Origin of the sequence: Methylomicrobium lacus (assembly GCF_041897535.1) — a bacterium.
GTDB classification, from domain to species: Bacteria; Pseudomonadota; Gammaproteobacteria; order Methylococcales; family Methylomonadaceae; genus Methylomicrobium; species Methylomicrobium lacus_A.
The window spans coordinates 1-23,124 of record NZ_CP169219.1 but is presented as its reverse complement, the minus strand read 5'-3'; the positions used below and the strand labels follow the sequence as shown (position 1 = coordinate 23,124).

The window sequence follows — 23,124 nt, the reverse complement described above, 5'->3', positions numbered from 1 at the left end:
CAAACCATGCTTTCAAACCTCGAATTTGTAGACACCATCAGAAAAGATGTCGGTCGGAATATTTCCCAAGAGCAAAAATCCAATCTTGGGCAATTCATGACACCTTTGCCGGTTGCCCGTTTTATGGCGGCTCAATTCCGTCCTTCAACCCTGCAGACCTGCCGTTTATTAGATGCGGGGGCAGGGGTCGGATCGCTCACTTCCGCATTTCTGGATCGCTGGGTATCCGGCGGATTCGATTTTAAGCAAGCCGAAGTTACAACCTATGAAATTGACGATGTTTTACATGCACATCTGTCCCGTACTCTGACCGAATATGCCGGAAAACTCCCTCTCAAAGCGAACGCCATTCAGAGGGATTTCATTGTCGAAGCCGTAAAACGTCTGCAAAGCGGGCAGGGAGCTGGCTTCACGCACGCAATACTTAATCCACCCTATAAAAAAATTAATAGCGCCTCTCAACATCGTCACTTGTTACGTCAAGTCGGCATCGAAACCGTCAATCTTTATTCGGCTTTCGTCGCCCTTACTATCGAACTAATGGAAACGGGCGGGGAAATCGTTGCCATTATTCCACGGAGCTTTTGCAACGGTGCTTACTATCGGTCTTTTCGTGAATCTCTGCTCAAGAAGACGGCGCTAAAACATATTCACCTGTTCGACTCAAGAAACAAGGCTTTTAAGGAAGATGCCGTTCTACAAGAAAACGTCATCATCACTCTTGAGAAAAATGCGCCTCAAGGCGAGGTCACGGTTTCAACGTCCTTCGATGATAGCTTTGCAGACTATAAGCTGCATCGTTATCCGTTCGAGCGCATTGTATTCATGAATGACCCGGAAAAATTCATTCACGTTCCGACTTCCCCAGAACATAACGAAATCGAGCTTTCCGCAGAAATCATTCATTCCTTGAAAGATATTGGTCTTGAAGTCTCAACCGGCGCGGTCGTCGATTTTCGAGTAAAAGATTTTCTCTGTGCCGAACCGGAAACGGGTGCCGTGCCACTGTTATATCCCAATCATTTTTCTGGTTGTTCAGTCGAGTATCCGAAAAAGGACTCACGCAAACCAAATGCCATACGGCGAACCCCTGAAACCGAAAAATGGTTATATCCAAACGGGTGCTATGTCGTCGTCCGGCGGTTTTCATCGAAAGAAGAAAAGCGCCGTGTGGTCGCTAGCGTTGTTCTTTCTAATACGTTCGATGCTCCCGTTTTGGGCTTTGAAAACCATCTGAATGTTTTTCACTTCCAGAAAAAAGGACTTCCTGAAGATTTAGCGGTTGGACTGGCGGCGTTTTTAAATTCGACGGCGGTTGATGAAAATTTCCGCCGTTTCAGTGGACATACGCAAGTCAATGCAACTGACTTGCGAACGATGAAGTACCCAAGCCGTGAAACATTGATCCGGCTTGGACAATGGACTAAAGCACAACTAGAACTCTCGCAAAAAACCTTCGATAAGGGATTGGAATTGATTACATGGCTGAACACAAAAATATAACGGATGCCTTACAAATTTTGGGCGCTTTGGGTCTTCCCCGCGCTCAACAAAACGAACGATCCGCGCTTTGTCTTTTAGCGCTTCTCAATCTGACTGCCGATAAATCATGGGCGCAAGCTGAAAACCCGCTTATCGGGATAACCCCGATGATGGATTTCAGCCGCGACCACTACAGCAAACAATACGCACCGAACACCAGAGAAACATTCCGGCGGCAAACGATGCATCAATTTGTCGATGCTGGCATCGCGCTCTACAATCCTGACAATCCGACTCGCCCCGTAAATAGCCCCAAAGCTGTTTATCAGATAGAACCGGAAGCGCTTGCGCTTTTGAAAACCTATGGCAGCAAGTCATGGGAGATATTTCTTAAACGCTATCTTTCTATCCGCAAAACACTCGCAGCGCGATACGCAATGGAAAGAACGCAAAGGCTCCTTCCGGTGCAAATTTCGCCGGATCAGGAAATCAAAATCAGCGCCGGAGACCATAGCGAACTCATCAAGGCGATTATCGAAGATTTTGCCCCGCGCTATGCGCCGGGGGGTAAGTTAATTTATGCGGGAGATACGGGCGATAAATGGGGCTATTTCGACAAAACCTTATTAGAGTCTTTGGGCGTTGTCGTCGATTCCCACGGCAAAATGCCGGATGTCGTGATTTGGGACACCGATAGAAACTGGCTTTTGCTGATTGAATCCGTGACCAGTCACGGACCCGTAGACGGCAAACGCCACGCCGAACTTACGCGGCTGTTCGCCGGATCGTCTGCAGGTTTGGTTTATGTTACCGCCTTCCCAACAAAATCTTTGATGGCTCGCTACCTGCCAGAAATCGCGTGGGAAACGGAAGTCTGGTTATCGGAAGCCCCTTCGCATCTTATCCACTTTAACGGGGAACGGTTTCTCGGTCCCTATAAGAACGAGACAACCGGCTAAAACTCTGGCATGGCAGATTACTTAAATTAAAAGGAAAATATGACACTTACTTGTAGCGGCTCGCGTTTGAAATCGGTCGGGCTCGCATTTAACGCCATTTTGGGCTCGAATTAATTGCAAATTTGCGACACGAGGTCGCTTGGAGAAGTTGTTTCCACAAGGCTGTTGGAAACCACCCGTGTCACCGGGTGAATCTAGGGGCATGAATAAAGAGCTGCCTTGACAACGTAACGAAGCATGACGGTAGTCATGTGGGGTACCAATCGCGAGAGATGTACCCTCCTGGTAACCACAAACCAGGTGAGTGCTAGATAGCTGGTACGGTGAAGATATCTGAACCTGTAATAAAGATCGTTATTAATGACAAGCGGAAGTGGTTTATACGCTTGACCAAAAGGTATTGGAAGCGGGCAGAACGATTATTTGCTGCGTTCTCGTGACCCACACGCTTCCCGGTCGACAGCAGGCACCTAACCCGGCGTACTTCCCAAGGGAAACGTGGAAACCCCGTATCGCTCCCGGCCTTGGCCGGGACAGCGTGCCGTGAGGTACGCCTAGGGCGGTGCGGGTTTGGGATGTCGGAAGAAGCGAAAGCCGTGCTGTAATGGCACGGATACGGGTTTAAACGTTACCCGGTACGAAAGTGCGCCCACGTCCGACGGGTCTTTTATTGCAAGAGAAGAGGTAGAACCGACCCTATGAGGAAAAGCAAATGATGACGGCAGCGATGCCTGTTGGTGCATCCTCAGCCGCATTATCATGGGATGCCATCGACTGGCAGGCTGTGGCAATGCAGGTGAGACGGCTGCAGCTGCGTATTGCAAAGGCAACCCGAGAGCAGCGCTGGGGTAAAGTGAAAGCTTTACAATGGCTGCTCACCCATTCGTTAGCGGCAAAGCTGTTAGCCGTCAAACGGATTGGGCAAAACCGCGGCCGGAACACGGCCGGTATCGATGGCGTCACCTGGAAGACGCCGCAACAGAAATTGCAGGCGGCTTTGGCGTTAAGGCGCAGAGGCTATCAGGCTCAGCCTTTGCGGCGCATTTATATCCCCAAGAAAAACGGCAAGCAACGGCCGTTGAGTATCCCCACGATGAGCGACCGGGCCATGCAAGCCCTGTATTTGCTGGCTCTGGAGCCGGTGGCGGAAATGACAGGGAATCGCAACGCCTACGGTTTCCGGCCGAAAAGGTCGACAGCCGATGCGATCAGTCAATGTTTTAACGCCCTGGCACGCAAACAATCACCGCAATGGATACTCGAGGGCGATATCAAAGCCTGCTTCGATCAAATCAGTCATGACTGGCTGAAAGCCAACATTCCGATGGATAAAACCATCCTGGAGAAATGGCTGGACGCCGGTTATGTGGAAGAGCGAGAGATGTTTCCTACGCTGGCTGGAACGCCACAGGGAGGGATAGCCTCGCCAACGCTGGCTAATATGACGTTAGCCGGTCTGGAACAAGTCGCTATCAAGGCAGCACCGCGTCATCACAAAATCAATGTGGTGATTTATGCGGATGACTTCGTGATTACCGGGTCTTCGAAAGAAGTGCTCGAGATGCAAGTCAAGCCAGCCGTGGAAGCCTTTTTATTGGAGCGCGGGTTAACGCTCTCGCCGGAGAAAACGCAGATCACGCACATCAGTGAGGGATTTGATTTTCTCGGGTTTAATATTCGCAAATACCAAGGCAAATTGCTGACCAAGCCTGCGAAGCAATCGATTCAGTCCTTGTTAGCGGATATAAGAGCCATTATCAAAACTAACCCCACGGTAAAGACGGAACACCTGATTCGGCTTTTAAACCCGAAACTGAGAGGGTGGGCCAACTACTACCGCCATGGCGTAGCCAAAAAGAGCTTTTCCAGGATTGATCACCAGCTTTTTCTGATGTTAATCGCTTGGATCAACCGGAGACATCCGAACAAATCGGCCCGCTGGAAACGGAATCGCTATTTCCGCCGCCAAGGGCTGCAAAATTGGCTGTTTTCAACACGGATTCAGGATAAGCAAGGAGCATCCATACCGCTGGACTTGTTCAGTGCCGCCTCGGTGGCGATTGTTCGGCATATCAAGATCAAAGCTGACGCATCGCCCTATGATCCCGCCTATGACGACTATTTTGCCCAGCGTAAAGCATCACGCCGGGTAAATCCGTTCATGTGGTCTGGAATGGTAGCACAAGCAGAATAGCTTCAGTACGGTAATCAGGTTGCCGGGTCGTTAACTCGGCTTTTATAAAGGCTTGAGCGGTGTGACGGGAAACTGTCACGCACCGTTCTTAGGGGAGGACAAGGCAGTAATGCCTTGTCCTTACCCGGCGAAAGCCTGACTCCAGGCCATCCAGAATTGACGCGATGCGGTGAGCTGAGTCGATCGGCCGGCCTCTTACGACCCGTTGCTGTCTATCGGTCGATATGATTCAATGGCAGCAATTAGGCAACTACCGGCCTTTGCTACTAATCGATGATGATATACAGAAAGGAAAATCATATGCTAACCAATCAGTTATCGTGCATAACAGTAACCGCCGATAGACATACGAAAATTATTTAGGTTGCAGACGTGTACCCGCCCTTTACTTTTCATGCTACTGAACAAGCAATACGCAGACACCAAACTGAGAAATCGTAATGATCGAACAAATTTCCTTCGGAACCACAGAGTTTGCCGACAATCCGGAACCGCGTTGCCCTTGCCTATTATTATTGGATGTGTCCGGCTCGATGCAAGGGAAACCGATAGCTGAGCTGAATGCCGGTTTGACAACATTTAAAGACGAACTGGCAGCAGATGCCTTAGCCATGAAGCGGGTAGAAGTCGGAATAGTGACCTTTGGGCCTGTGCAGATTGCGTTGCCCTTTCAAGGGGCAGCGTCGTTTTACCCTCCAACGTTGATTGCGCAAAGTGATACCCCGATGGGCAGCGCAATCAAACAGGGGTTGGATATGGTTCGCCAACGTAAAGACGAATATAAAGCCAATGGAATTTCCTACTACCGGCCTTGGGTATTCCTCATTACCGATGGCGGGCCGACCGATGAATGGCAATCGGCTGCCGCCGCCGTGCGGGAAGGTGAAGCCTCCAAGTCGTTCGCCTTCTTCGCGATTGGGGTCCAAGGCGCCAACATGGATACTTTGCAACAAATCAGCGTGCGTGAACCGTTGCGGCTGGATGGCTTGCGGTTCCGGGATCTGTTTAGTTGGTTGTCGAGTTCCTTACGCTCGGTATCGCGGTCGACACCGGGCACGGAAGTACCGTTGCAGCCGCCGCAAGGGTGGGCCTCCGTGTGACGTGGCGGATAGTAGCCGCTTCGGCGGTCGGGACATCCCACACGGTCACAGGCACGGCGTGCCAAGATAGTTGCCTCGCTCAAGTTGAAACCGATCCGGTCAAACCGCCGCTCATGACCATCTTTGTCGCAGATGGGGCGGGGAGCGCCGTTCACGGGGGTATAGGCGCGGAATTGGCGATTGAAGCCGCCACGGCTTTTGTTGGCCAATACTATGCCCAGTCGGAATTTGCCCTCAATGACCATTGGGCGGTGGAATGCATCCAAGCTGTGCGGGCGAAAATCTATGCGGTCGCGGATCAGCAAGGGGCGAAGGCCCGTGACTACGCTTGTACCTTTCTAGGGGTAGTGTCGTCCCCCTTCGCCACGCTCTTAATGCAGATTGGTGACGGTGGGATCGTGGTCGATATCGGGAATGGTCTAACCGTGCCGATTACCCCGATGGCTGGGGAATACGTCAATATGACCAACTTCGTGACCGACGAGAACGCAATTGACGTGCTGGCAGTGGCAACTTTCCCCACCCGCGCCGACAAAGTCGCGGTCTTCTCCGATGGTATCCAGCGGTTGGCGTTGAATATGACCACCAATACTGCCCACGCACCTTTTTTTACCCCCTTCTTTACGGTCTTGGCGACTGTAACTGCTGCGGAAGAGGATTACCTCCACGCTGAACTAGCGCGGTTCCTCCAAAGTCCGGCTGTGAACGAGCGTACCGACGACGACAAAACCTTGGCTCTCGCTCACTGGGTTGGGTAGTTGCGCCATGACGAAAACTTTCTTCACCCGCACGGGCAATACTGTCGAAATTGGGCGGGAACTCGGCAAGGGGGGCGAGGGCTCCGTCTATGAGGTATCGGCGAACCATCATTGGGTCGCCAAGATATACAACACACACCACCTACCGGATCCCCCGAAGCAAGCCAAACTGCGATTTATGGTGACCACTGCGGATAAGGAACTCCTCAGTTACGCGGCCTGGCCCCAAGAAACTCTGCACAAAGCTCCCAACGGGCCGGTTGTCGGGTTCCTCATGCCTAAGATCAGTGGGCGAGTGCCAATTCATATGCTGTACAGCCCAGCCCACCGCCGGCAAGACTATCCTCAAGCGGCGTGGGATTTCCTGCTTTTTGCCGCCCGCAACACGGCGGCGGCGTTTGCCGCAATCCACCAGCATGGACATGTGCTGGGCGACGTCAACCAAGGCAATGTCTTGGTCGGTACCGATAGCAAGGTAGTCCTGATTGATACCGACTCTTTTCAGATTAACGCCAATGGCACAACGCACCTGTGCAAAGTTGGCGTGGCGCATTTCACGCCGCCCGAACTCCAAGGGGTCGCATCCTTTGATCGCGTGCCCCGCACCAGCAATCACGATAACTTTGGCTTGGCGCTGTTGATATTTCACTTGCTGTTTGGCGGGCGGCATCCTTACTCGGGGGTGCCTCTCCAGGCCGATGCCGGCGAAGCCTTAGAAAAGGACATCCAAGATTTTCGCTATGCCTACGCCCCCGACGGGCAGCGGCGCGGCTTTAACCCCCCACCCAAATCCATCCCGATATCAATTGTCCCCGACCTAATACAAGCCATGTTCACGTTGGCGTTTACAGAAAATGGAGCGAAGGGAAGCCGTCCTACGGCCCAGCAATGGGTAACGGCCTTGGACGGCCTACGGGGGCAATTGAAGGGTTGTGCGACGATACCAATGCATGTCTACTATTCCGGCCACTTGGGCCGGTGCCCGTGGTGCGAGTTGGAAGATCACGGGATTATCTACTTTATGGATGTCCGGGTGGGGATTACCCCCACCGGGACCACCGGCTTTGTCTTGGCGCGGGTCTGGACGGAGATTGAAGCCGTGCCACCCCCACCGGCAATTCCCATCCCGAACATTGCCAGCATTGCGGTTAAACCAACCCCGTTACCACTAGGTATCACGCAAAAAAGCACCATTACGTTCTGGCGGGTTGTGATTGTTGGTATTGTGCTTTGGCTCTTTACCGTTATTCCCAAGGCGTGGTTCTTCATGCTGGTCGGAGCTGCATGGGCATGGAGCGCAGTTGGGAATATGGGCTTTGCCGAACGCAATGCCGAACGGAACAAGCGTCTAGCCACCCGTGACAAGGCCCAACAAGCATATGATCAAGTTGTTGGCCGGATCCGCCAAGAGGCCAGCCCAGAAGCGTTCGCCAAGAAGAAACAAGACCTGGCCCGACTCCGCGACGAATACCAACAGTTGCCCGAACGCGAGAAAGCGGAAATCGCCAACCTCTATGCCACGGCGGAAGCCCGGCAGAAACACCAATTCTTGGAACGCCACTTTCTTGATGCCGTTGCTATTTCCGGGGTAGGGCCAGCCAAGAAAGCAGCCTTGAGGTCATTCGGAATTGAAACAGCAGCGGATGTCACCTGGAGCAAAGTTATCTCCGTGAAAGGTTTCGGCGAAGTCTTAACGAGGGCCGTAGTGGATTGGCGAAAAGCCTGCGAACGCCGGTTTGTCTTCAATCCCAAAATGGCGGTAACCGAAGCCGATAAGAACGCCGTGCGGACCAAGATTGCGACCCGTAAGCGCATGTTAGAAATCACCCTCAAGGCGGGAGCTGCGGAACTGCAACGCTCGCGTCAAGACATGATCAGTAAAGCGAACGAGTTAAGCCCCGCGTTGCAGGCGGCAAGCAAGAAATTGGCCCAATCACGGGCTGATCTAAATGCTATTTAGCTGGCTCCAACTGTCGCCAGCAACCTTTAACACTGCACTCCAGGCCACGCGCCACAAGCGTCTCGTCCACCCACTTGAGCATGCACGCTGAACGAGTGATTTCGAACATAAACTGGCCATTCAAAAATCAACCTCGACGATCAGGAATATGGCCGACTGCTGTCAGTGTCCCATTTAGGTCTACCCATATGGGACGCCGCCATTGATACAAACTTCGTGTATCAATAGGGTTAAATTTAGGTTTTGAGGCATTCCAGGTTGAAAGCCTAGACCTTAATGAGACGAAATCGGGCTCATCCGACATTTGCAATTAATGTGAGCACACGAAAATGGAATTCAAGCAGGCGCCGATAAATGCAAGCTCATTTGCATTTATTCTGAGCCGGGCCGGATTTTCAGTGGCATTTAATGCGAGCCGAAAAGCGCGATAATTGCGAGCCATGACAGCTAGCGCTGCAAAATCCAAGCTTATTCGTGCATTGGCAAATCACCTTCGCTGGAATGGCTGGACGATAGGAGCGGTATGAATCGAGAGATTCACGTACCGTTGCGTGAGAGCCTGAAGGTGTGATTCCTTTGGGCTACTCGACCAACTAATCTTTTTGCGAAAAATCCCTCGGCTTCTCCGCTCTCGACGAATTCGAATGCTTTAGTTTTCGCGGCATTCAGAGATGGATAAATATTTTTCCCCTCGGTGCTATTCATCTTGAGGCGGTATCCGCCCTCTACCGGAACGACCTGAATTGCGATCTTATCCCGTGTAATACGATGACCGTCGGCTTCCACTCTCCACTGTTTAGACTTTATAAACTGCTTGAGCCGGTTTTCGTATTTTCTCTTATCAGAAGCGATTTGGGTCCCGGTCAGATTGTCGCAGCAAACCGTTCCTACCCCCATTGGTTCCCATTTCGGATGTTGAACGAAGAATACGTAGCGCAATGCCGAATAGCAAAGGTCGCAGGTGCCATAAAGCCCGCCTAGATCCTCTTCCCCTACGTATTCCCATCCCGATCTGGGTGGAATTTCGCCATGTTCCTCGGCATGACACCCTTTGCATAAAGTTTCGCAAAGCTCAAACGGATATTCCCACGGCGCTTTTCCGGACCAATATTCTTTATGATGGACTTGTAGCACAGCGCCTTGCTCTCTGGTCTTTCCGCATCTGACGCACGCACCCTCGTCCAACTTGATCCGTTTTTCGCGGAATTCCACCCACCGATTGCTTCGATACTGATTCTTTACGCTCATTTATTTTTCTCTGCCGCGAAAAAAATATGACGCCAAAAAGGCAAAAGCTTATAGGCGGTATCGCTTGGCTTCCATCAAGCCCCGCAATTCGGCCATGTCGGCTTCATTCAGGAATTTTACCGCCCCTAGCCCGTATGTAGTACAAACCTCTCTCGCAATCTGATGAGCTATTAGCATAGTGACTTGTTCATCGGCAGTTCCCTGTTCCAATGCGGCCTTTGCTTCTTTGCCCGCCATATATTGCATAGCCGAGGTTAATGACCAGCCGTTGCCAAGCTCCTTGGGGAGCGCCGCTTTTAATTTTTGAAGCGTAGAAGAATCACCCTGCCACCAAGCCAATATGGCCGAAGCGCAAAGCCTTGCTTTGGAAAGGTCAGGATAGACGGCGTTTGCTATAATTGTTTTCAATGGCTTATTTCCTTCCAGGAAGAATGATTATCTGATGTTAGCACAATAGTGGAGAAAACGGCCGCCACTTCAGTATTAGAGGATAGAAAAGTGCCGAGTGAAGATTCACAGCTTATTGCGGTCATCGAGGTTCCAGAAGATAAAAAAGTGCTCTGCCAATCGGAAGGTTGCGGGCGATCCGTTTACAAGAGCGTGCATATCGTCAAATTGAACGGAAAACTTCAAATAGTCGGCTCCGAGTGCTTCAAAAAGTACATTGGAAAGCAGCGTTCACAGGAAAAATTGAAACCTCTCTACGGTTCCAGCGATGGAATTCATCTATCAGAGCACGAAAGAGATTTATTGCTCCAAAATACGGAACAGCTCATCGCCGAATTTGAAGCAAAATACAACAATGAAAAGGCAAGAGAACCAAGCGGTAAAATGGATTACTCACATTTATCCGATGTCGAGCTACGAAAACTCGCCTTGAAAATAACCAAGGACGATTTCCGAAAAAACAAAGGCCTCAACCCGGAGATGCCAGGTTGGGCTGGCTGGGTGAAGTCCGACGCGGAGACACTTTATAAACAACTAAAAGAAAAACAAAAGTAGAAGGGGTTCATTTTTTCCAGTTAAGGCCCTGAGCCCTATTCGATAAATATGTGAATGAATCCTGCTCCTCCTCTTCCTCATGCTCTACTATTCTTTTCGCCGCGGGGAATTGCACCAAAAAGATAGCTTGATCGAAATTATCGGAGAGAATCACCGCTTCTTCGGCTTCCATCTCTGAATGCCAAGTTCCCCGCGGAACAGGGCGGTTTTGATTTTGTCGTTTTATGCCGTTAGCATTATTTAACCGATCAAGTGCCAATTGAGGTAGAGGCGTTCCTGGAGGCAAAAAAACTCCTCTTTTTCTCGCCAATTCGCTTGGATAAGACCAGCAAATAAAATCATCTCGCGCCACAATCAACACTGCGGCTTTATCAGTGAAATCTATCCATTTCAGCGCAGTAGCCGTAAAGGAAGTCCCATAACGATCAGCACAATGGCCTAATATATCCAGGGTAATGACCTGGCCTTTTATTTGATCTCTAAAGTCATTTATAGGCATCAGTAAATAAGAAGCAAACGTGTTGGCTTCCGATTCGAGTTTTTTTGATTCCGCGCTCTCATAGTCCAGCATATCGCTTTGACCACATTGGAACACTTCACGTAATTTCCGGTGCAAAAGATAGTGGCCAAACTCATGCCCGAGAGTGAAATTAATCCGGCCCGGAACCGTGACGGTTTCATCGTAAGAAATGCACCAGTCACTCTTCGATTTGCGCTTCGATAACATGCCGTCGATGCCTGGAATGCCGTGCGCTTTGATAAGTCCTATAGGGTCGTCTGGAAATCTTACCCTAGTTACTTCGGGAGCAATTTCATCTACTTTAATTGGAAAACCCTGCCCACAATCCATCCAGAGTTTTGATAACTGGATGCCCCAAGCTTGAGGCGTTATTGGATTACTCATCTTCAATTGCATTTAGAAATTTTTCTAGTTGTGCGCGCTTGGTTGCGTCGAGCTGAGATACACGGCGAAAAAAAACTTGATTAACATCAGACTCTGTCAATGTCTGCTTTTCGTCGTCCAAAAGAAATTCTACCGTAACCCCAAACACATCGGCGATTTTAGAAATTTTCTCTGCTGAAGGTCTTACGACCGGGCGATTTTCAAGCTCCCAAATATAGCTTTTACTAGACCCCGTTTTTTCAGCAAGTTCGTCAAGCGTAAGTTTTAATCGCTTTCGCTCCGTACGAATTTTTTCCCCCAATAATGTAGCCATAAAAAATTCCTCATAAAATAAGTTCAGAGTAGCAATATATTTTTTACTTGACAACAGAATTCGATAAGCTCATACTCAAAGTGCGTCTATACCGAACTTTTCGGAAGAAGCAAACACTCCTCTCCTCAACATAGGAATTAATCATGAAAGCTCCGATAGGCACGACAGCACGAACTGGTGAAAATTGCCCTGAAAGTGGCGTTTGGACAGTTGTGGGAACCCCAAGCACCACAGCCCCAATCGCAAAGAATAACACTATGCCGCCTTATGCCGGTAAAGCCGTAACTTGGAAACTTACTCAGTACGCATAAGACTATACCCCCCTCTCGGCTAATACAGACCAAGTTAGCCGAGAGGCATTAAATCATTTTTGAAGTACTACCTTAATCCTCATAAGGAAAATCAAATATGCCGAAGAATACCAAGCAAACATCGGATCCCATTGTTACTCTTGCCGCAAAAAAACTTCAAGACCCCAACGCATCACAAATACAGCACAGTTTAGCCGGCTCGGCTCTAGCTCAAGCCAATAGTTCTAAGCAAACAGGCGCAGAAATGGAACATATAGCCTCTAATGTCTTGAAAAGTACTAAATATTCCGCAGAGACTAAGGAGTTGGCCGCCTCTGTTCTGTCACAGTCAAATAAATCACGTTAGTCAGCAGCTTTCCTCGAACTATTAACTATTCTTACTAATGGGCCATGCGGGGCGGACGGGATCATTGTTTACATATCGCTTGTCCTCTCAATAACTCACCTTAAACGTCGGACTGTCTTCCGGCCGCGTCTTCCGGTGATCGTAAATCCGGGTCGTCGCGATATTCGCATGGCCGAGCCATTCCTGCACCTTGGCGATATCGGCCTGGTGATCGAGCGCGTTGGTCGCGGCGGTGGCCCGGAGTGAGTGCGCGCCGATCGTAAAGCCCAATTCTGTCGAATACGCGCGCACGAGCTTATAAATGCCATCGGGCGTAATGCCTTTGCCGCCGTTGCTTTTCGTGTTGTGGCTGACCGGCCGAAACAGCGCGCCGGTATCGTCCGCGCTATGACCGGCCAACTCCAGATAGTCATGGATCAGCCCGCCGGCGGCCGGATGCAGCGGCACATAGCGGGTCTTGCCGCCTTTGCCGGCCACTTTCAGGTGCGGCACGCCGCGCCGTTCCTGCTTGAAATCTTTCACCTTCAGCTTGCACAGTTCCTCGCGCCGCAGCGCGTGATAGAGCAGGGTGGCCAGGATCGCCTTGTCGCGCAGGGTACGCAGCGTCGCTCCCGAAGGCGCATTAAGCAATTTCCGTGCCTGGTGGTCGCCGAGCGCCGGGGTGCGGCCTTCGAGACTGTCATTCTTAGGCCGTTTGACGCCTTTGACCGGATTATGGGTGACGGCATTTTTCTCGCACAGATAATCGAACAGCGACGCCAACGCGGAAAGCCGATGCCGGATCGTGCTGCCGTTGCGTTCGCGCCGCACCAGGTCGTCACGCCAGGCGATCACGTGCGCCCGGGTCACCACGCGAAATTCGTCCGCTTGCTGGATGCCGGTAAATTGCATGAAATCCCGGATCGCGTTTTCGTAGGCGCGCCGCGTTGCCTTATTGGTCAGGTTGGCGAACCATTCGACTTCGGGAGGCACGTCGCTGAGGCGCAAAAATGCTTCGGCCGTTAACAGACGACTTTCGGATGGGATCTTCTGGAGCGGATTTTGGGGGTCGGTCATAGGGTCATCTTACTCTTGATAAAATCTGTTATCAAGAGTAAAAAGCAAAGAAGGGCCGGATGTAATGTTGTAATTTTCTAAATTATTTGGCGTAGATTTTTTGGAATTATTTGGCGCATCAGGATGTAATCTTCTACATTATTTGGCGTAGATTTTTTGGCATTATTTGGCGCATATGGGCCAGACACAGAAAGCGAAAAATTGTACGTTGAGGGGTGTAAGCCGGAACCCCAGAAAATTTTGTTCCTTGGTGTTCATTCCGATCAAAACAGCCCGGCATTCCGACTAACAAGCTCAGCCATATTTTGAACGCTGGAGATCGGCCAAAAGCGGGCGATGAAAGAGTTTAAATGAATGGTGCGTCAATCTCGTAAAGCCGCCAGTCATAACGCGCAGCTTCATCCGCAGTCCCGAAGCGGAGTGAAGGGGCCGTCGGGCGGAAGCATCGGTTAGGCGCTGCGCCGAAAAATGCCAACAAACCCAGCCGCCACCAGAAACACGCTACTTGGCGCGAATGCGAGGCCATAGCCGGACATGCCAATAGCGGCTTGGCCTGCCAGCACGAATGCGCAAATTGCGAACACCACCGCACGAACTCGAAGGCGCATACAGCCTAGCGGAACGAGCGCGAACACTACTGGAATGGTGAATAGCGGTATTACCTGTGGACCATTAACTTGCACGAAGGTGGCCGACGACTCGGAGGCGGTGCAGGGTGAAAGCAGAGGCGTGTCCCCCGATGCGTTACCTGACACTGAAATGGATGCAGAACAGCTGATACTGGTATAAGCGGGAAGGACGAACAGCCCTAGGCTACCCAAGAGCGCTGCAATCAGGGCAAGCCACAGCAACTGGCGCTCAAGGTGCAGCGCGGGCACGGCAAAGGGCCCGCGTTCGAAACGCGTCAGGCGTATAAGCGCGGCGAGCAACAGAGCCACACTGCTCACGATGCCAAGTAACGCCAATAGCCATAAGACGATCATGGTATGTCTGTGCCATTACACCCAACGTTTGAATTCAGCGGGCGGCAAAAAGCGAAGCTTTTGTCGGTCCGCTGAAATGCTTTGTTTGGCCTATGCGGTGACACCACTGATATCCTCAATCGCAATGTGTTTCTCTTCTCCCTTCCCGCTGACGATGAGTTCGAAAAGAACAGCAGTTCCTTCGGCAATAGGCACAATACACTCCACTACCGCAAACAATCCAGTACTGTTCGGCTTGAAATACTTAACCGCAATTGATTGAGGCTCGTCAGGTATTACTTTATGCGGCGATGCCGCAGCCTTTAAAAAATCGACTTCGAGAGCTACTGCGGGCTCACGATCATATGCAAGAGCATAGCCAAACCGATTTGCCAATCCAGAGTAATCGTGGCGTTGGAGCATCGCACACGCTTCCTCGCCAAATGCTGTGAGAGCTTTTTGATTTGTTTGAGAAGGGAGGAGCTTCATTCCGGTGCACAACAAGGAACTAGATAGTTAACCGTATATCTGCCTGGAAATGATCTTCCACACGATAATCTATTGATCAGCAAATGATTTTCCTCTCCGTCTATCATCGGTGACAAGTAATAATGGCCGGTAATGATCAAATTACTGTCATTGAATCAGATGGAGCGATAGACCGCAATGGGTAGTTTGCGAATCCTCGACCCGTAACGTAAGCAACCCGGCTCATAGAATTGTCGTCACATGCGTTTATCTGCTAATGCCCATTTCTCACGAATCCTTATGGTCACCCAAGAAAGCCTCAGGGTTCGACTTTCTTGCCTCGGGTGTAGCGATAGAAGGTGGTTCGGGCAATGCCCAGCGTCTTACAGATCGCCGCAACGCTCTGGCTGGGGTCGTCCCGCAATGCCTGAGCCATACGCCGTTTATCTTCACTGAGCAACCTCGGCCGTCCGCCATGCCTCCCGCGCGCTCGGGCGGCCTTGAGGCCTGCGCGTGTGCGCTCCCGGATCAGGGTGCGCTCAAACTCCGCCAGGGCCGCGAAGATATGGAAGACCAACTTTCCTCCGCTCGTGGTCGTATCAACGGCTTCGGTGACGCTCTGAAATCCAACGCCCAGGGCCTCGAGCTGCTCAACCGTTTCAATCAGGTGTTTGAGCGAGCGGCCAAGTCGATCCAACCGCCAAACCACAAGGGTATCGCCAGGACGCAACGCTTCGAATAGGCGAAGCAGTTCCGGCCGGTCCACTTTGCCGCCGGATTCCTTTTCTTCGTACACGCGCTCGCATCCCGCCAGCCGGAGGGCATCTCGCTGCAGATCAAGGTTCTGGTCATCGCTGCTGACCCGTGCATAACCAATTTTCATCGCACAAGTGTACCATAAGTCAATGCTTTGTCGAATGTTTCGGAATATTGATAGAGGTACGGATTGTGGAACAGAAAGCGGCTAAAATCAGGCCGATTTTCGTCTTGTTTCAGCCCAGGCTTGCCAGTGTTCCATAAAAGAACGTTTTTGGTACGCTATCCGGTATGCCCGATCACGAGACTCTCTCGGGCCGCTTCCACCGCCTGACGGGTTACCTGCGGCAGTTCGTTGATCATCACGATGCGCTCAGTCTGTGCCAGGAGTCGGCCGAGCAGACGGAAGTTGCCGCCCGTCATCCGCACGATGGCGGCTGTCGTCTCCTCATCCAACGGCGGAAGACGAACGCCGGGCGGTGTCCACGACGCGGCCAGAAGGCGACGCACCTCCGTCGCACTGAGTGGACGGAACTCGTGAACAAAACCGATGCGGGAATAGAATTGCGGATAACGTGCCAGGCGTTTCTCTATCCCTGGCATACCGATGAGGATCAGTCCGATTTGGCTGCGGTCGAAGCTATCGCGAAGGGTTTCTAAACCCGCCATCTTAAGTCGATCGGCTTCGTCGACCAGCACCAGAGTGGTCGGATCAGCAATGGCTTTTTCGCGTTGCACGCAGAGTCGAGCCTGCTCGTCGTAAGCCGGCGCCTCTGGCGGCGGCTTCTGCTCACCGAACAGGTTAAACCAGTCTCCATCTGCAAAATACGCGTCCCTGGCTTCCTCATAGCGGTCCCGCTGTTGGTCCAGCATTGCCTTATGCTCTCGAAGGATCGGTTCACGGACAATCTGGAAGAGATGATTGCGTGCCTGCGCGAGATCCGCCTCGATACTCTTGGGGGTACTGGTCACCGATACGGTATAAAGAAGCGTATCGGGTTGGCCTGTAGCGAGGAGGGTCTTTAGTTCTTCGTCCGGAATGGTATAAATATTCACGTCTCGGATCGTGTCCCACCGAGCGTAATGGCGTGCCGAGAGTGTCTTACCGACACCGGGAGCCCCATAACACAAACCCACATAACGGTAACGGCGGCAGGCTTCGCAGAACTCGGCGAAGCGCCGATATTCCAAAGTCTCAACGAAATGCGCCGGGTCATTCATTAAGGTAGCGGCGCAGGGCGGGCTGTTCGCGCGCTTCGCCGTCAGAAGGCGGGCACTCGGTGTTTGCCGAAGGCACACTGTGGCTGCTGCCTTGCTTCAGTTCCAGCAAAGTGTCAACCGTTTTCTTGCGGTCCTGCAACAGCGTGCGCAATTCATGGCGGCGCTGATTCCGCGCCCGCACGACCTCGCGCAACGGGATGGTTTCGCCGGCCAGCTCGGGACAAATGGCCCGGCACAGGAAACGCCCCTGATGGAAGATACGCACCTCGGCCACGTCCCGCGGATCATAGCGCAGCATCATCGATTCGCCCACGAAGGCGGCGAGGGTCGTGTCGATATAGCGCAACCCTTGGAAATGAATGCCGTCGGGATGCACCTTGCGTGCTTTGGCGACCGTCAGCAACAGAAGATCCAGTTGTTCCAGTGAATCGGGCAGGCGGGGCAAGAAGCCCTCCTGTTCCCAGCGCGCTTGAGGGGCAATACCCGTTTCGCTGTGCTTCCGGAGATGGTAGTTGCCCAGAATAAAGTCCCTCAGCCGCGCATCCAACTCCGGCAGCGTCAGCGTCGGCTGACCGCAGACACCGCCGCCTTCCGGCGTGTAGCCGGGAAGGCCGGACAAAAACATCGAATTGATCACCCCGAAAAAGCGTTCGATGCGACCTCTGCCGCGGGGTTTGCCGGGCGTCGAGAAAACAAGCTGCATCTTGATGTCCGCCGCGACTTGCGCCAGATGGTGCGAAGTGAAATCGCTGCCGTTGTCGGTATAGAGTATGTCGGGAATGCCGCACACATGCCATTTCGCATCCTCTTTACGCCAGATCGCTTGGTGCAGCGCAAGCGCCGTTTGGATCGCCGAGGGCGCTTCGAAATAGAGGAAGTAACCCGCGATGGCTCGACTGTAATCGTCAATGATCACGGTCAACCACGGCTTGGCGGCCTTTCCCTTCTCGCGCCGGATCAAAATGTCGAGTGGCGTGTGGTCGGCTTGCCAGATGGCATTAGGCCGTTCGGCTTCGCGGCGATGGACGAGTTCAAAGGCGTCGGCATAGGCCTTTGAGCCCTCATGGGCCAGCATGACCAGATCCGCGGGAAGTTGGCGAACGATAGCATAGACGACCGCGTAACTGGGAGGCTCCTCATTCTGCTGTACGGCAAGGCGATAGACCTGACGATAAAGCGTGGCGATAGGAAGCGGCGGCTTCTGGAGCGCTAAGCCCTCCACAACTTTATGCATCTGGGGCGAGAGGGAACGCCGGGTACCGCGATCCGTGCGCCCTTTTCGTGCCAACGCAGCCAGTCCAAAGCGTTGATAGAGAGCCACCCAGCGTTGAGCCGTCCGGTAGGGAATGCCCGCGTTGCGGGCCACAAGTGTCAGCGGAACGCCGGCCGTCAGGTGCGGCTCAAGTATACGAAACCGCGCCAACGCTTTTTGACGATCCGCTTCTGATAAGGTAGACAGTTCGCTCATCGATATCCTGTCCGCTTGCTACAGATGGGCAGTATACGCCAAATAATTCAAAACAAAGATACGCCAACTCATGTAGAAAATTACAGCAGATCTGTAATCTTCTACATTATTTGGCGCATGAGAGGGGGACCGTAAGGATTCCTTCGTAAATGAGTAACATCCCTAATTTTGTTACATCTGGACTGTCACGCCTTTGGTTCCAACTAAGAACGCTGTAATCAATTGAATCAATAAAAACAGCAAACCCAGCACCAGTAATATTTTTTTAACGTCTTTCATAACCTTACACCCCTCTGATCTTAACGAAGACCGATATAAAATGTTATCCGTCTGCTCATTCTAAAAGCATCAATCGAAGAAATCCCGATAAAAGTGAAGGAGTTGATTTCGTCTAGTCAGTTTTCACGGCTTTGAAAAACTCGATCATCGCTTTGTTTCTTCCTGGCCATTCGGGATGCGGGCCGCTGCCTTCGCAATACCAGGTTTGCACGCCATTTTTACAACCGCTGTAAGCCACGCAACCTTCTACGCCTTGGACGGGGGCGGTATGGGGTAAAGGTTGGCCGATTTTCAGATCTTTGGCTTTTTGTTCAAGTTCGTGCCGGTAATAGCTTTCCCAGCGCATGGGCTTGCCGGATAAGGATTTACGGTCCTCCAGGTTGTACTTTTTGGTGGTGCATTGATTGCAGTTCGCCCACCATTCAATCGCCTCTTTCCCATAATTCGGGAACAGCTTGTCGCGGCGACTGTGCATCATCATGACCGGTATGGGCTTCACGCAATTGCGGTCTGTCAGATCATCCCCACGAATGCCCACCGCGCTGGGCGCGATGGCGGCGGGTATATGCTTGGTGCCGTTGAAAAAGGCGATAGCCATCGTGGTTGTGCCGCCGTCGGAGTGTCCGGTCAGAAAAACCCTCTTGCTGTCGATGCACCATTTTGCTGCAACCGCTTTGGGTATTTGGGCCAGACGCACCGCCTCTTCAGGCGATAACCTGCGGTGATCCGCATACGCGATGATAAAACCTGCTGCCGTGGCTTCCCAGGTCAAATGGGTAAATTCTTCGGCTTCTTCCCGATCCCTGCCGGCCGGCGCATACACCACCAGTAAAGGATGGGCGACGGTATCTTTATAATTGGTGGGTGTCCTGACTGAAAAACGAATGCCGTCATCCGTTTTTTCCTCGTCGCTGGCACCGGCCGAGCCCGGTTTCGAGCCAGGTTGACAGCCTGCCGCAGAGAGGCGATCGGTATAGTCTGCTGCCGCCGGGATCACGTCTTCCTTGGCCGCTTCCACAGCCCCTTCGTCGACGGAAAAATAGGTTTTGCTCGCGCCGGTAAAGCCTGCCATGAACAGACCTGCAGCCAACACGAAAGTCATCAGGGGGTCCGGCTGTTTGCCGCGCCACCTAAGCCATTCGGGTTTGAACAAACCCACCAACAAAACCACGGGCGCCGAAATAATCAATACTCTAAAAAAGAACAGGAGGAGTGTGCTCATCGGTTTACCTCGTCGGTTGACCGTAGTCAAACGAAACAATTAATGAAGAAGGCCGACCCGTACCGGCCCGGTCACCGGCAACAGCGGGGTCGAGTCGGCTATGGTTTTATCGATGCCAATCCCTATGGCCAGCCGATTCATGCCGTTGACGACCGCGCACAGGCCAATTACGTCAAGAAAGCGGCGTTCGTCCCACCCTGCCTCAAAAATGGCCTTAACATCCGCCTGAGAAATCCGTTGCGGGGTTAATGTCAGTTTTTTTACCAAATGCAGGATCGGCTTTAATTTCGCCTCCCCATTCGCCCCGTCAATGTCGGCTTTTAATGGGCCGAAGACGACCGCTTCACCCCCTAATGGCATGGCTGAACGCTGATGCGTCTGATAGCAGAACGCCGACTGGTTGAGTTCCGAGATGTAGGTGACCAGAAGTTCACCCATCCCACTGTCTTGCGGCGAAAAACTCGCCTTGACGTTTTCCAACAGCTTCCACCACAGGATGCCGCTTCGGGGATATTGGGCCAGTAAATCGGCCAGTGTGGCCATCTCCGGACTTGAAGGCAGGTAAGACATAAGAATCCTGGGAACCATTCGCGGTAGTCCGCTTAAAAAATGAAGGTTTCGACTTCCGCAATCAGGAATAAAGGAGGACCCCCGCTCGAGATTTCGATCGCATGCGCTGCCGTTTCCTGGCCTCCGGGTGAACTCAGGCAGTCTTCCAGCGCCTTCATGGAGGGAAAATACACTTCCGCGATCCGGTGATAAGGCGCCTGCTCCCGTCCCGGTGCCGAGGTAATCAAGTTGGCGTCAAAACGGATTTTTCCGGCCAGTTTTTCGACCGCCATCGGCACATGTTCCTCAGCGTAGCGGCGTTCGAACACGGTCACATCGGCAGGTGTGGGATACATGACTATTAATTTTGCAGCGTTCATCGCTTCTCCTTTCATAGCATTTGTTTATGATGGCGGCCATAATAGGTTAGAAATACAAGGCTTGTATAATACAAACTTTCTATGAAAGAATAGGTTTTAGCTATACTGATCTGAGCGAGGCTTATGGAACTGCACCAAATCCGTTATTTCTTGGCGGTCTGCGACCACGGCAGTTTTACCCGCGCCGCCCAATTCAGCTATATTTCGCAGCCGTCGTTGACCCAGGCCATCAAAAAGCTGGAAGATGAATTAGGCGGTGAATTGTTCACCCGGGACCGTTCAGGGTGTTTATTGACGCCGCTCGGCCGTATGGTCGAGCCTAATTTACGGAAAATATACAAAGAAACCTTGGCCACCAAGGCCGAGGCGATCCGCTTTACCCGGTTGAACAGTGTTCCGCTGCGGATAGGCATGATGGAAACCGTCGGCGCCCAACGGTTAGGTCCTGTCTTTGCCCATTACCGACAAGAATTTCCCCATATCGAATTTGAACTGATTATCGGCATGGAGGCCGATTTGCTGAAGCAACTGGAAGCGGATTTGCTGGATTTGGTGATCAGCGCCCCGACTCAACTCTTGGCACCGCCGTTTGAGTCAACGCTGCTGTATACGGAACGCTACGTCGTGGCTTTTCACAGCAGCCACCGTTTTAATCGCCTGTCCCGGATCGAATTGAAAGACATACAAGCGGAAGCGTATCTGGATCGGCTCAACTGCGAATTAAGGGAAAAACTCAAGGCAGTCTGCCAGGATCATGAGATCAACCTCTACGCTTCTTATCGAAGCAACAGCGAAGACTGGATCATCAACCTGATCCGCGCCGACCTTGGCGTCGCCTTGATGCCGGAGTATACCTTGCCTTTGAACGCTCAAGACGTGCAGTGCCGCTATTTAGCCAATCCTGAAATCAGCCGCCAGATTTATGCCATCTGCTTGCCGCAAAGCCGCAAAAAAGCCGACATTAAGGCGTTGCTTGCAAGCTTATCCTATCTTTAACTGATTTCTTGAACTCGGTCTCCAGTCAAAGTTTGGCGACAGCTTTCCAGAACTCTAATGCTCCGCCTCCGACAGCCGATAGAGGTCTTTTCTATCGCGACATCCCAGGCAAGCAGATCGAATCCTGATACGCCACATAATGCCAAAAAATCTACGCTAACTCATGTAAAACATTACACTGATGCGCCAAATAATTCCTAAATCTCTACGCCAAATAATTTAGAAAATTACAGGGGAAGGGGACGGTCCTGATGCGCCAAATAATTCCAAAAAATCTACGCCAAATAATTTAGAAAATTACAGATGTAATGTAATTTTCTAAGCAAGCCTCAAAACCGTCATAAATCGCCGTTACTCCGCATCAGTTCGTCAATCTTCTCCCGACGACGCCCTTGGGCTCGTAGCCAATGCCAAAGGTCAATAGGTACGTCGATAGGGCAAGTCCGACGCGTTTCGCGTTGCGCTCAATCTGCTGTTTCTCTTCTGGGAGGCAATATACTTTGATCCGCGGACTGTTTTTTCCAGGTAATAGGCTTTGCTTTTTCCATAGGTTCAATCGCTTTTAATTCCGGCGGCAGCCGGTGCCTCGCAGAGCAGGATTCCCGTTGAGCAACCCATGCGAATAAGGGAAGTGAAGTAGGACAACCGGCGCGCAGGTGGGCCTACTTCACACATCCTGCCCGTCTTTCGACGTTGCGTTCTATGTGTATGCGGATTTGTAATCCGATAGTATTTCCCTGGAAACTACTGGGAAAATGGAAAAACAGTGGAGCACTGAAATTTAACGAGTTTTCCGCCAGAACCAAAACTACACGGCTATTCCCCCCGACATAATTTCTGACCGCAGTCGCGCAACCAAATTCGTCAGCCGCTTCTGCGACCTTTGCGTCCTCACCGCCATACCCAGGGCCTTCGGCTGTGTGACGATGACGACTAGCTTTTTCCCCCGCGTCACGCCGGTGTAAAGCAGGTTCCGCTCCAACAGCATGTAATGCTGCATGGCCAGCGGAATCACCACGACCGGGTATTCCGAGCCCTGGCTTTTGTGAATGCTAGTCGCGTAGGCCAAGCTGATCTCGTCCAGCTCGTTGAATTCGTACTCGACCAGCCGGCCGTCATGCTGGCTCATGGGCGACTGGCAATCGAAGTTGCACGATTATAGTGCTTGCCACGCAAGTTGGAAGGAGTTT

General features: G+C 51.9%; 23 protein-coding genes and 1 pseudogene. 9 read left to right on the top strand and 15 right to left on the bottom strand.

The window, feature by feature from the left end; all coding sequences use genetic code 11:
• The first annotated feature begins 6 nt into the window (after positions 1-6).
• The 6 genes from ACEPPP_RS19950 to ACEPPP_RS19925 all read left to right on the top strand — a co-directional run bounded on the left by ACEPPP_RS19950 (position 7) and on the right by ACEPPP_RS19925 (position 8,453).
• Positions 7-1,503 carry an Eco57I restriction-modification methylase domain-containing protein gene (locus ACEPPP_RS19950; protein ID WP_374091074.1) on the top strand — a complete coding sequence of 499 codons (1,497 nt, stop codon included), beginning with the start codon at positions 7-9 and terminating at the stop codon, positions 1,501-1,503.
• Positions 1,482-2,441 carry a BsuBI/PstI family type II restriction endonuclease gene (locus tag ACEPPP_RS19945; RefSeq protein ID WP_374091073.1) on the top strand — a complete coding sequence of 320 codons (960 nt, stop codon included), beginning with the start codon at positions 1,482-1,484 and terminating at the stop codon, positions 2,439-2,441. The genes ACEPPP_RS19950 and ACEPPP_RS19945 overlap by 22 nt, the downstream gene beginning before the upstream one ends.
• Before the next feature lie 712 nt (positions 2,442-3,153).
• Positions 3,154-4,635: a group II intron reverse transcriptase/maturase gene (gene ltrA, locus ACEPPP_RS19940; protein ID WP_374089592.1), complete on the top strand. Its 1,482-nt coding sequence runs from the start codon at positions 3,154-3,156 to the stop codon at positions 4,633-4,635.
• A 440-nt stretch (positions 4,636-5,075) separates the two neighbouring features.
• Positions 5,076-5,735, top strand: a complete 660-nt coding sequence (locus tag ACEPPP_RS19935; RefSeq protein WP_374091072.1) for a VWA domain-containing protein — start codon at positions 5,076-5,078, stop codon at positions 5,733-5,735.
• A complete protein-coding gene (locus ACEPPP_RS19930) occupies positions 5,732-6,493 on the top strand; it encodes a PP2C family serine/threonine-protein phosphatase (protein WP_374091071.1) in 762 nt (253 codons plus the stop codon). Before ACEPPP_RS19935 ends, ACEPPP_RS19930 begins: the two co-directional genes overlap by 4 nt.
• Before the next feature lie 7 nt (positions 6,494-6,500).
• Entirely contained in the window at positions 6,501-8,453 is a 1,953-nt protein-coding gene (locus tag ACEPPP_RS19925) for a hypothetical protein (RefSeq protein ID WP_374091070.1), read from the top strand.
• Positions 8,454-8,990: 537 nt separating this feature from the next.
• Here ACEPPP_RS19925 and ACEPPP_RS19920 read toward each other — a convergent pair.
• A complete protein-coding gene (locus tag ACEPPP_RS19920; protein ID WP_374091069.1) occupies positions 8,991-9,701 on the bottom strand; it encodes a hypothetical protein in 711 nt (236 codons plus the stop codon).
• 48 nt (positions 9,702-9,749) lie between these two features.
• Complete coding sequence (locus ACEPPP_RS19915) at positions 9,750-10,109, bottom strand: hypothetical protein (protein WP_374091068.1); 360 nt, start codon at positions 10,107-10,109, stop codon at positions 9,750-9,752.
• A gap of 90 nt (positions 10,110-10,199) precedes the next feature.
• Between ACEPPP_RS19915 and ACEPPP_RS19910 the strand changes: the two genes are divergently transcribed.
• Complete coding sequence (locus ACEPPP_RS19910) at positions 10,200-10,703, top strand: hypothetical protein (RefSeq protein WP_374091067.1); 504 nt, start codon at positions 10,200-10,202, stop codon at positions 10,701-10,703.
• Between the two features lie 7 nt (positions 10,704-10,710).
• On the opposite strand, the gene ACEPPP_RS19905 is transcribed toward ACEPPP_RS19910, so the two are convergent.
• Positions 10,711-11,619 carry an ImmA/IrrE family metallo-endopeptidase gene (locus ACEPPP_RS19905; protein WP_374091066.1) on the bottom strand — a complete coding sequence of 303 codons (909 nt, stop codon included), beginning with the start codon at positions 11,617-11,619 and terminating at the stop codon, positions 10,711-10,713.
• Complete coding sequence (locus tag ACEPPP_RS19900) at positions 11,600-11,920, bottom strand: helix-turn-helix domain-containing protein (RefSeq protein ID WP_374091065.1); 321 nt, start codon at positions 11,918-11,920, stop codon at positions 11,600-11,602. The genes ACEPPP_RS19905 and ACEPPP_RS19900 overlap by 20 nt, the downstream gene beginning before the upstream one ends.
• 408 nt (positions 11,921-12,328) lie before the next feature.
• On the opposite strand from ACEPPP_RS19900, the gene ACEPPP_RS19895 reads away from it, so the two are divergent.
• Positions 12,329-12,577 (top strand): hypothetical protein, encoded by a 249-nt coding sequence (locus tag ACEPPP_RS19895; RefSeq protein WP_374091064.1) that lies wholly within the window; start codon positions 12,329-12,331, stop codon positions 12,575-12,577.
• Between the two features lie 87 nt (positions 12,578-12,664).
• Here ACEPPP_RS19895 and ACEPPP_RS19890 read toward each other — a convergent pair whose 3' ends face one another.
• From ACEPPP_RS19890 to ACEPPP_RS19850, 9 genes are all read right to left on the bottom strand, one after another.
• Complete coding sequence (locus ACEPPP_RS19890; protein WP_374091063.1) at positions 12,665-13,633, bottom strand: tyrosine-type recombinase/integrase; 969 nt, start codon at positions 13,631-13,633, stop codon at positions 12,665-12,667.
• Positions 13,634-14,082: 449 nt separating this feature from the next.
• A complete protein-coding gene (locus ACEPPP_RS19885) occupies positions 14,083-14,616 on the bottom strand; it encodes a hypothetical protein (RefSeq protein WP_374090112.1) in 534 nt (177 codons plus the stop codon).
• A gap of 90 nt (positions 14,617-14,706) precedes the next feature.
• Complete coding sequence (locus tag ACEPPP_RS19880) at positions 14,707-15,084, bottom strand: hypothetical protein (RefSeq protein WP_374090113.1); 378 nt, start codon at positions 15,082-15,084, stop codon at positions 14,707-14,709.
• Between the two features lie 298 nt (positions 15,085-15,382).
• Entirely contained in the window at positions 15,383-15,946 is a 564-nt protein-coding gene (locus tag ACEPPP_RS19875) for a recombinase family protein (protein ID WP_374090114.1), read from the bottom strand.
• A gap of 155 nt (positions 15,947-16,101) precedes the next feature.
• Positions 16,102-17,040 (bottom strand): AAA family ATPase, encoded by a 939-nt coding sequence (locus tag ACEPPP_RS19870; RefSeq protein ID WP_374090115.1) that lies wholly within the window; start codon positions 17,038-17,040, stop codon positions 16,102-16,104.
• Positions 17,033-18,508: a Mu transposase C-terminal domain-containing protein gene (locus ACEPPP_RS19865; protein WP_374090116.1), complete on the bottom strand. Its 1,476-nt coding sequence runs from the start codon at positions 18,506-18,508 to the stop codon at positions 17,033-17,035. The genes ACEPPP_RS19870 and ACEPPP_RS19865 overlap by 8 nt, the downstream gene beginning before the upstream one ends.
• A gap of 391 nt (positions 18,509-18,899) precedes the next feature.
• On the bottom strand, positions 18,900-20,009 hold the full coding sequence (locus ACEPPP_RS19860) for a PHB depolymerase family esterase (RefSeq protein WP_374090117.1): 1,110 nt from the start codon (positions 20,007-20,009) through the stop codon (positions 18,900-18,902).
• A 39-nt stretch (positions 20,010-20,048) separates the two neighbouring features.
• Positions 20,049-20,552 carry a carboxymuconolactone decarboxylase family protein gene (locus ACEPPP_RS19855; protein ID WP_374091062.1) on the bottom strand — a complete coding sequence of 168 codons (504 nt, stop codon included), beginning with the start codon at positions 20,550-20,552 and terminating at the stop codon, positions 20,049-20,051.
• Between the two features lie 59 nt (positions 20,553-20,611).
• The gene (locus ACEPPP_RS19850; RefSeq protein ID WP_374090120.1) at positions 20,612-20,938 is read right to left on the bottom strand and encodes an EthD family reductase; all 327 of its coding nucleotides are present in this window, start codon (positions 20,936-20,938) and stop codon (positions 20,612-20,614) included.
• Between the two features lie 123 nt (positions 20,939-21,061).
• Here ACEPPP_RS19850 and ACEPPP_RS19845 point away from each other — a divergent pair, with 123 nt between their 5' ends.
• The gene (locus ACEPPP_RS19845) at positions 21,062-21,934 is read left to right on the top strand and encodes a LysR family transcriptional regulator (protein ID WP_374090121.1); all 873 of its coding nucleotides are present in this window, start codon (positions 21,062-21,064) and stop codon (positions 21,932-21,934) included.
• 361 nt (positions 21,935-22,295) lie between these two features.
• Here the strand turns inward: ACEPPP_RS19845 and ACEPPP_RS19840 are convergent, their stop codons facing one another.
• Positions 22,296-22,490 carry a hypothetical protein gene (locus ACEPPP_RS19840; RefSeq protein WP_374090111.1) on the bottom strand — a complete coding sequence of 65 codons (195 nt, stop codon included), beginning with the start codon at positions 22,488-22,490 and terminating at the stop codon, positions 22,296-22,298.
• Between the two features lie 252 nt (positions 22,491-22,742).
• A pseudogene (locus tag ACEPPP_RS19835) lies at positions 22,743-23,051 on the bottom strand (ATP-binding domain-containing protein); the annotation flags it as partial.
• Positions 23,052-23,124 lie beyond the last annotated feature (73 nt).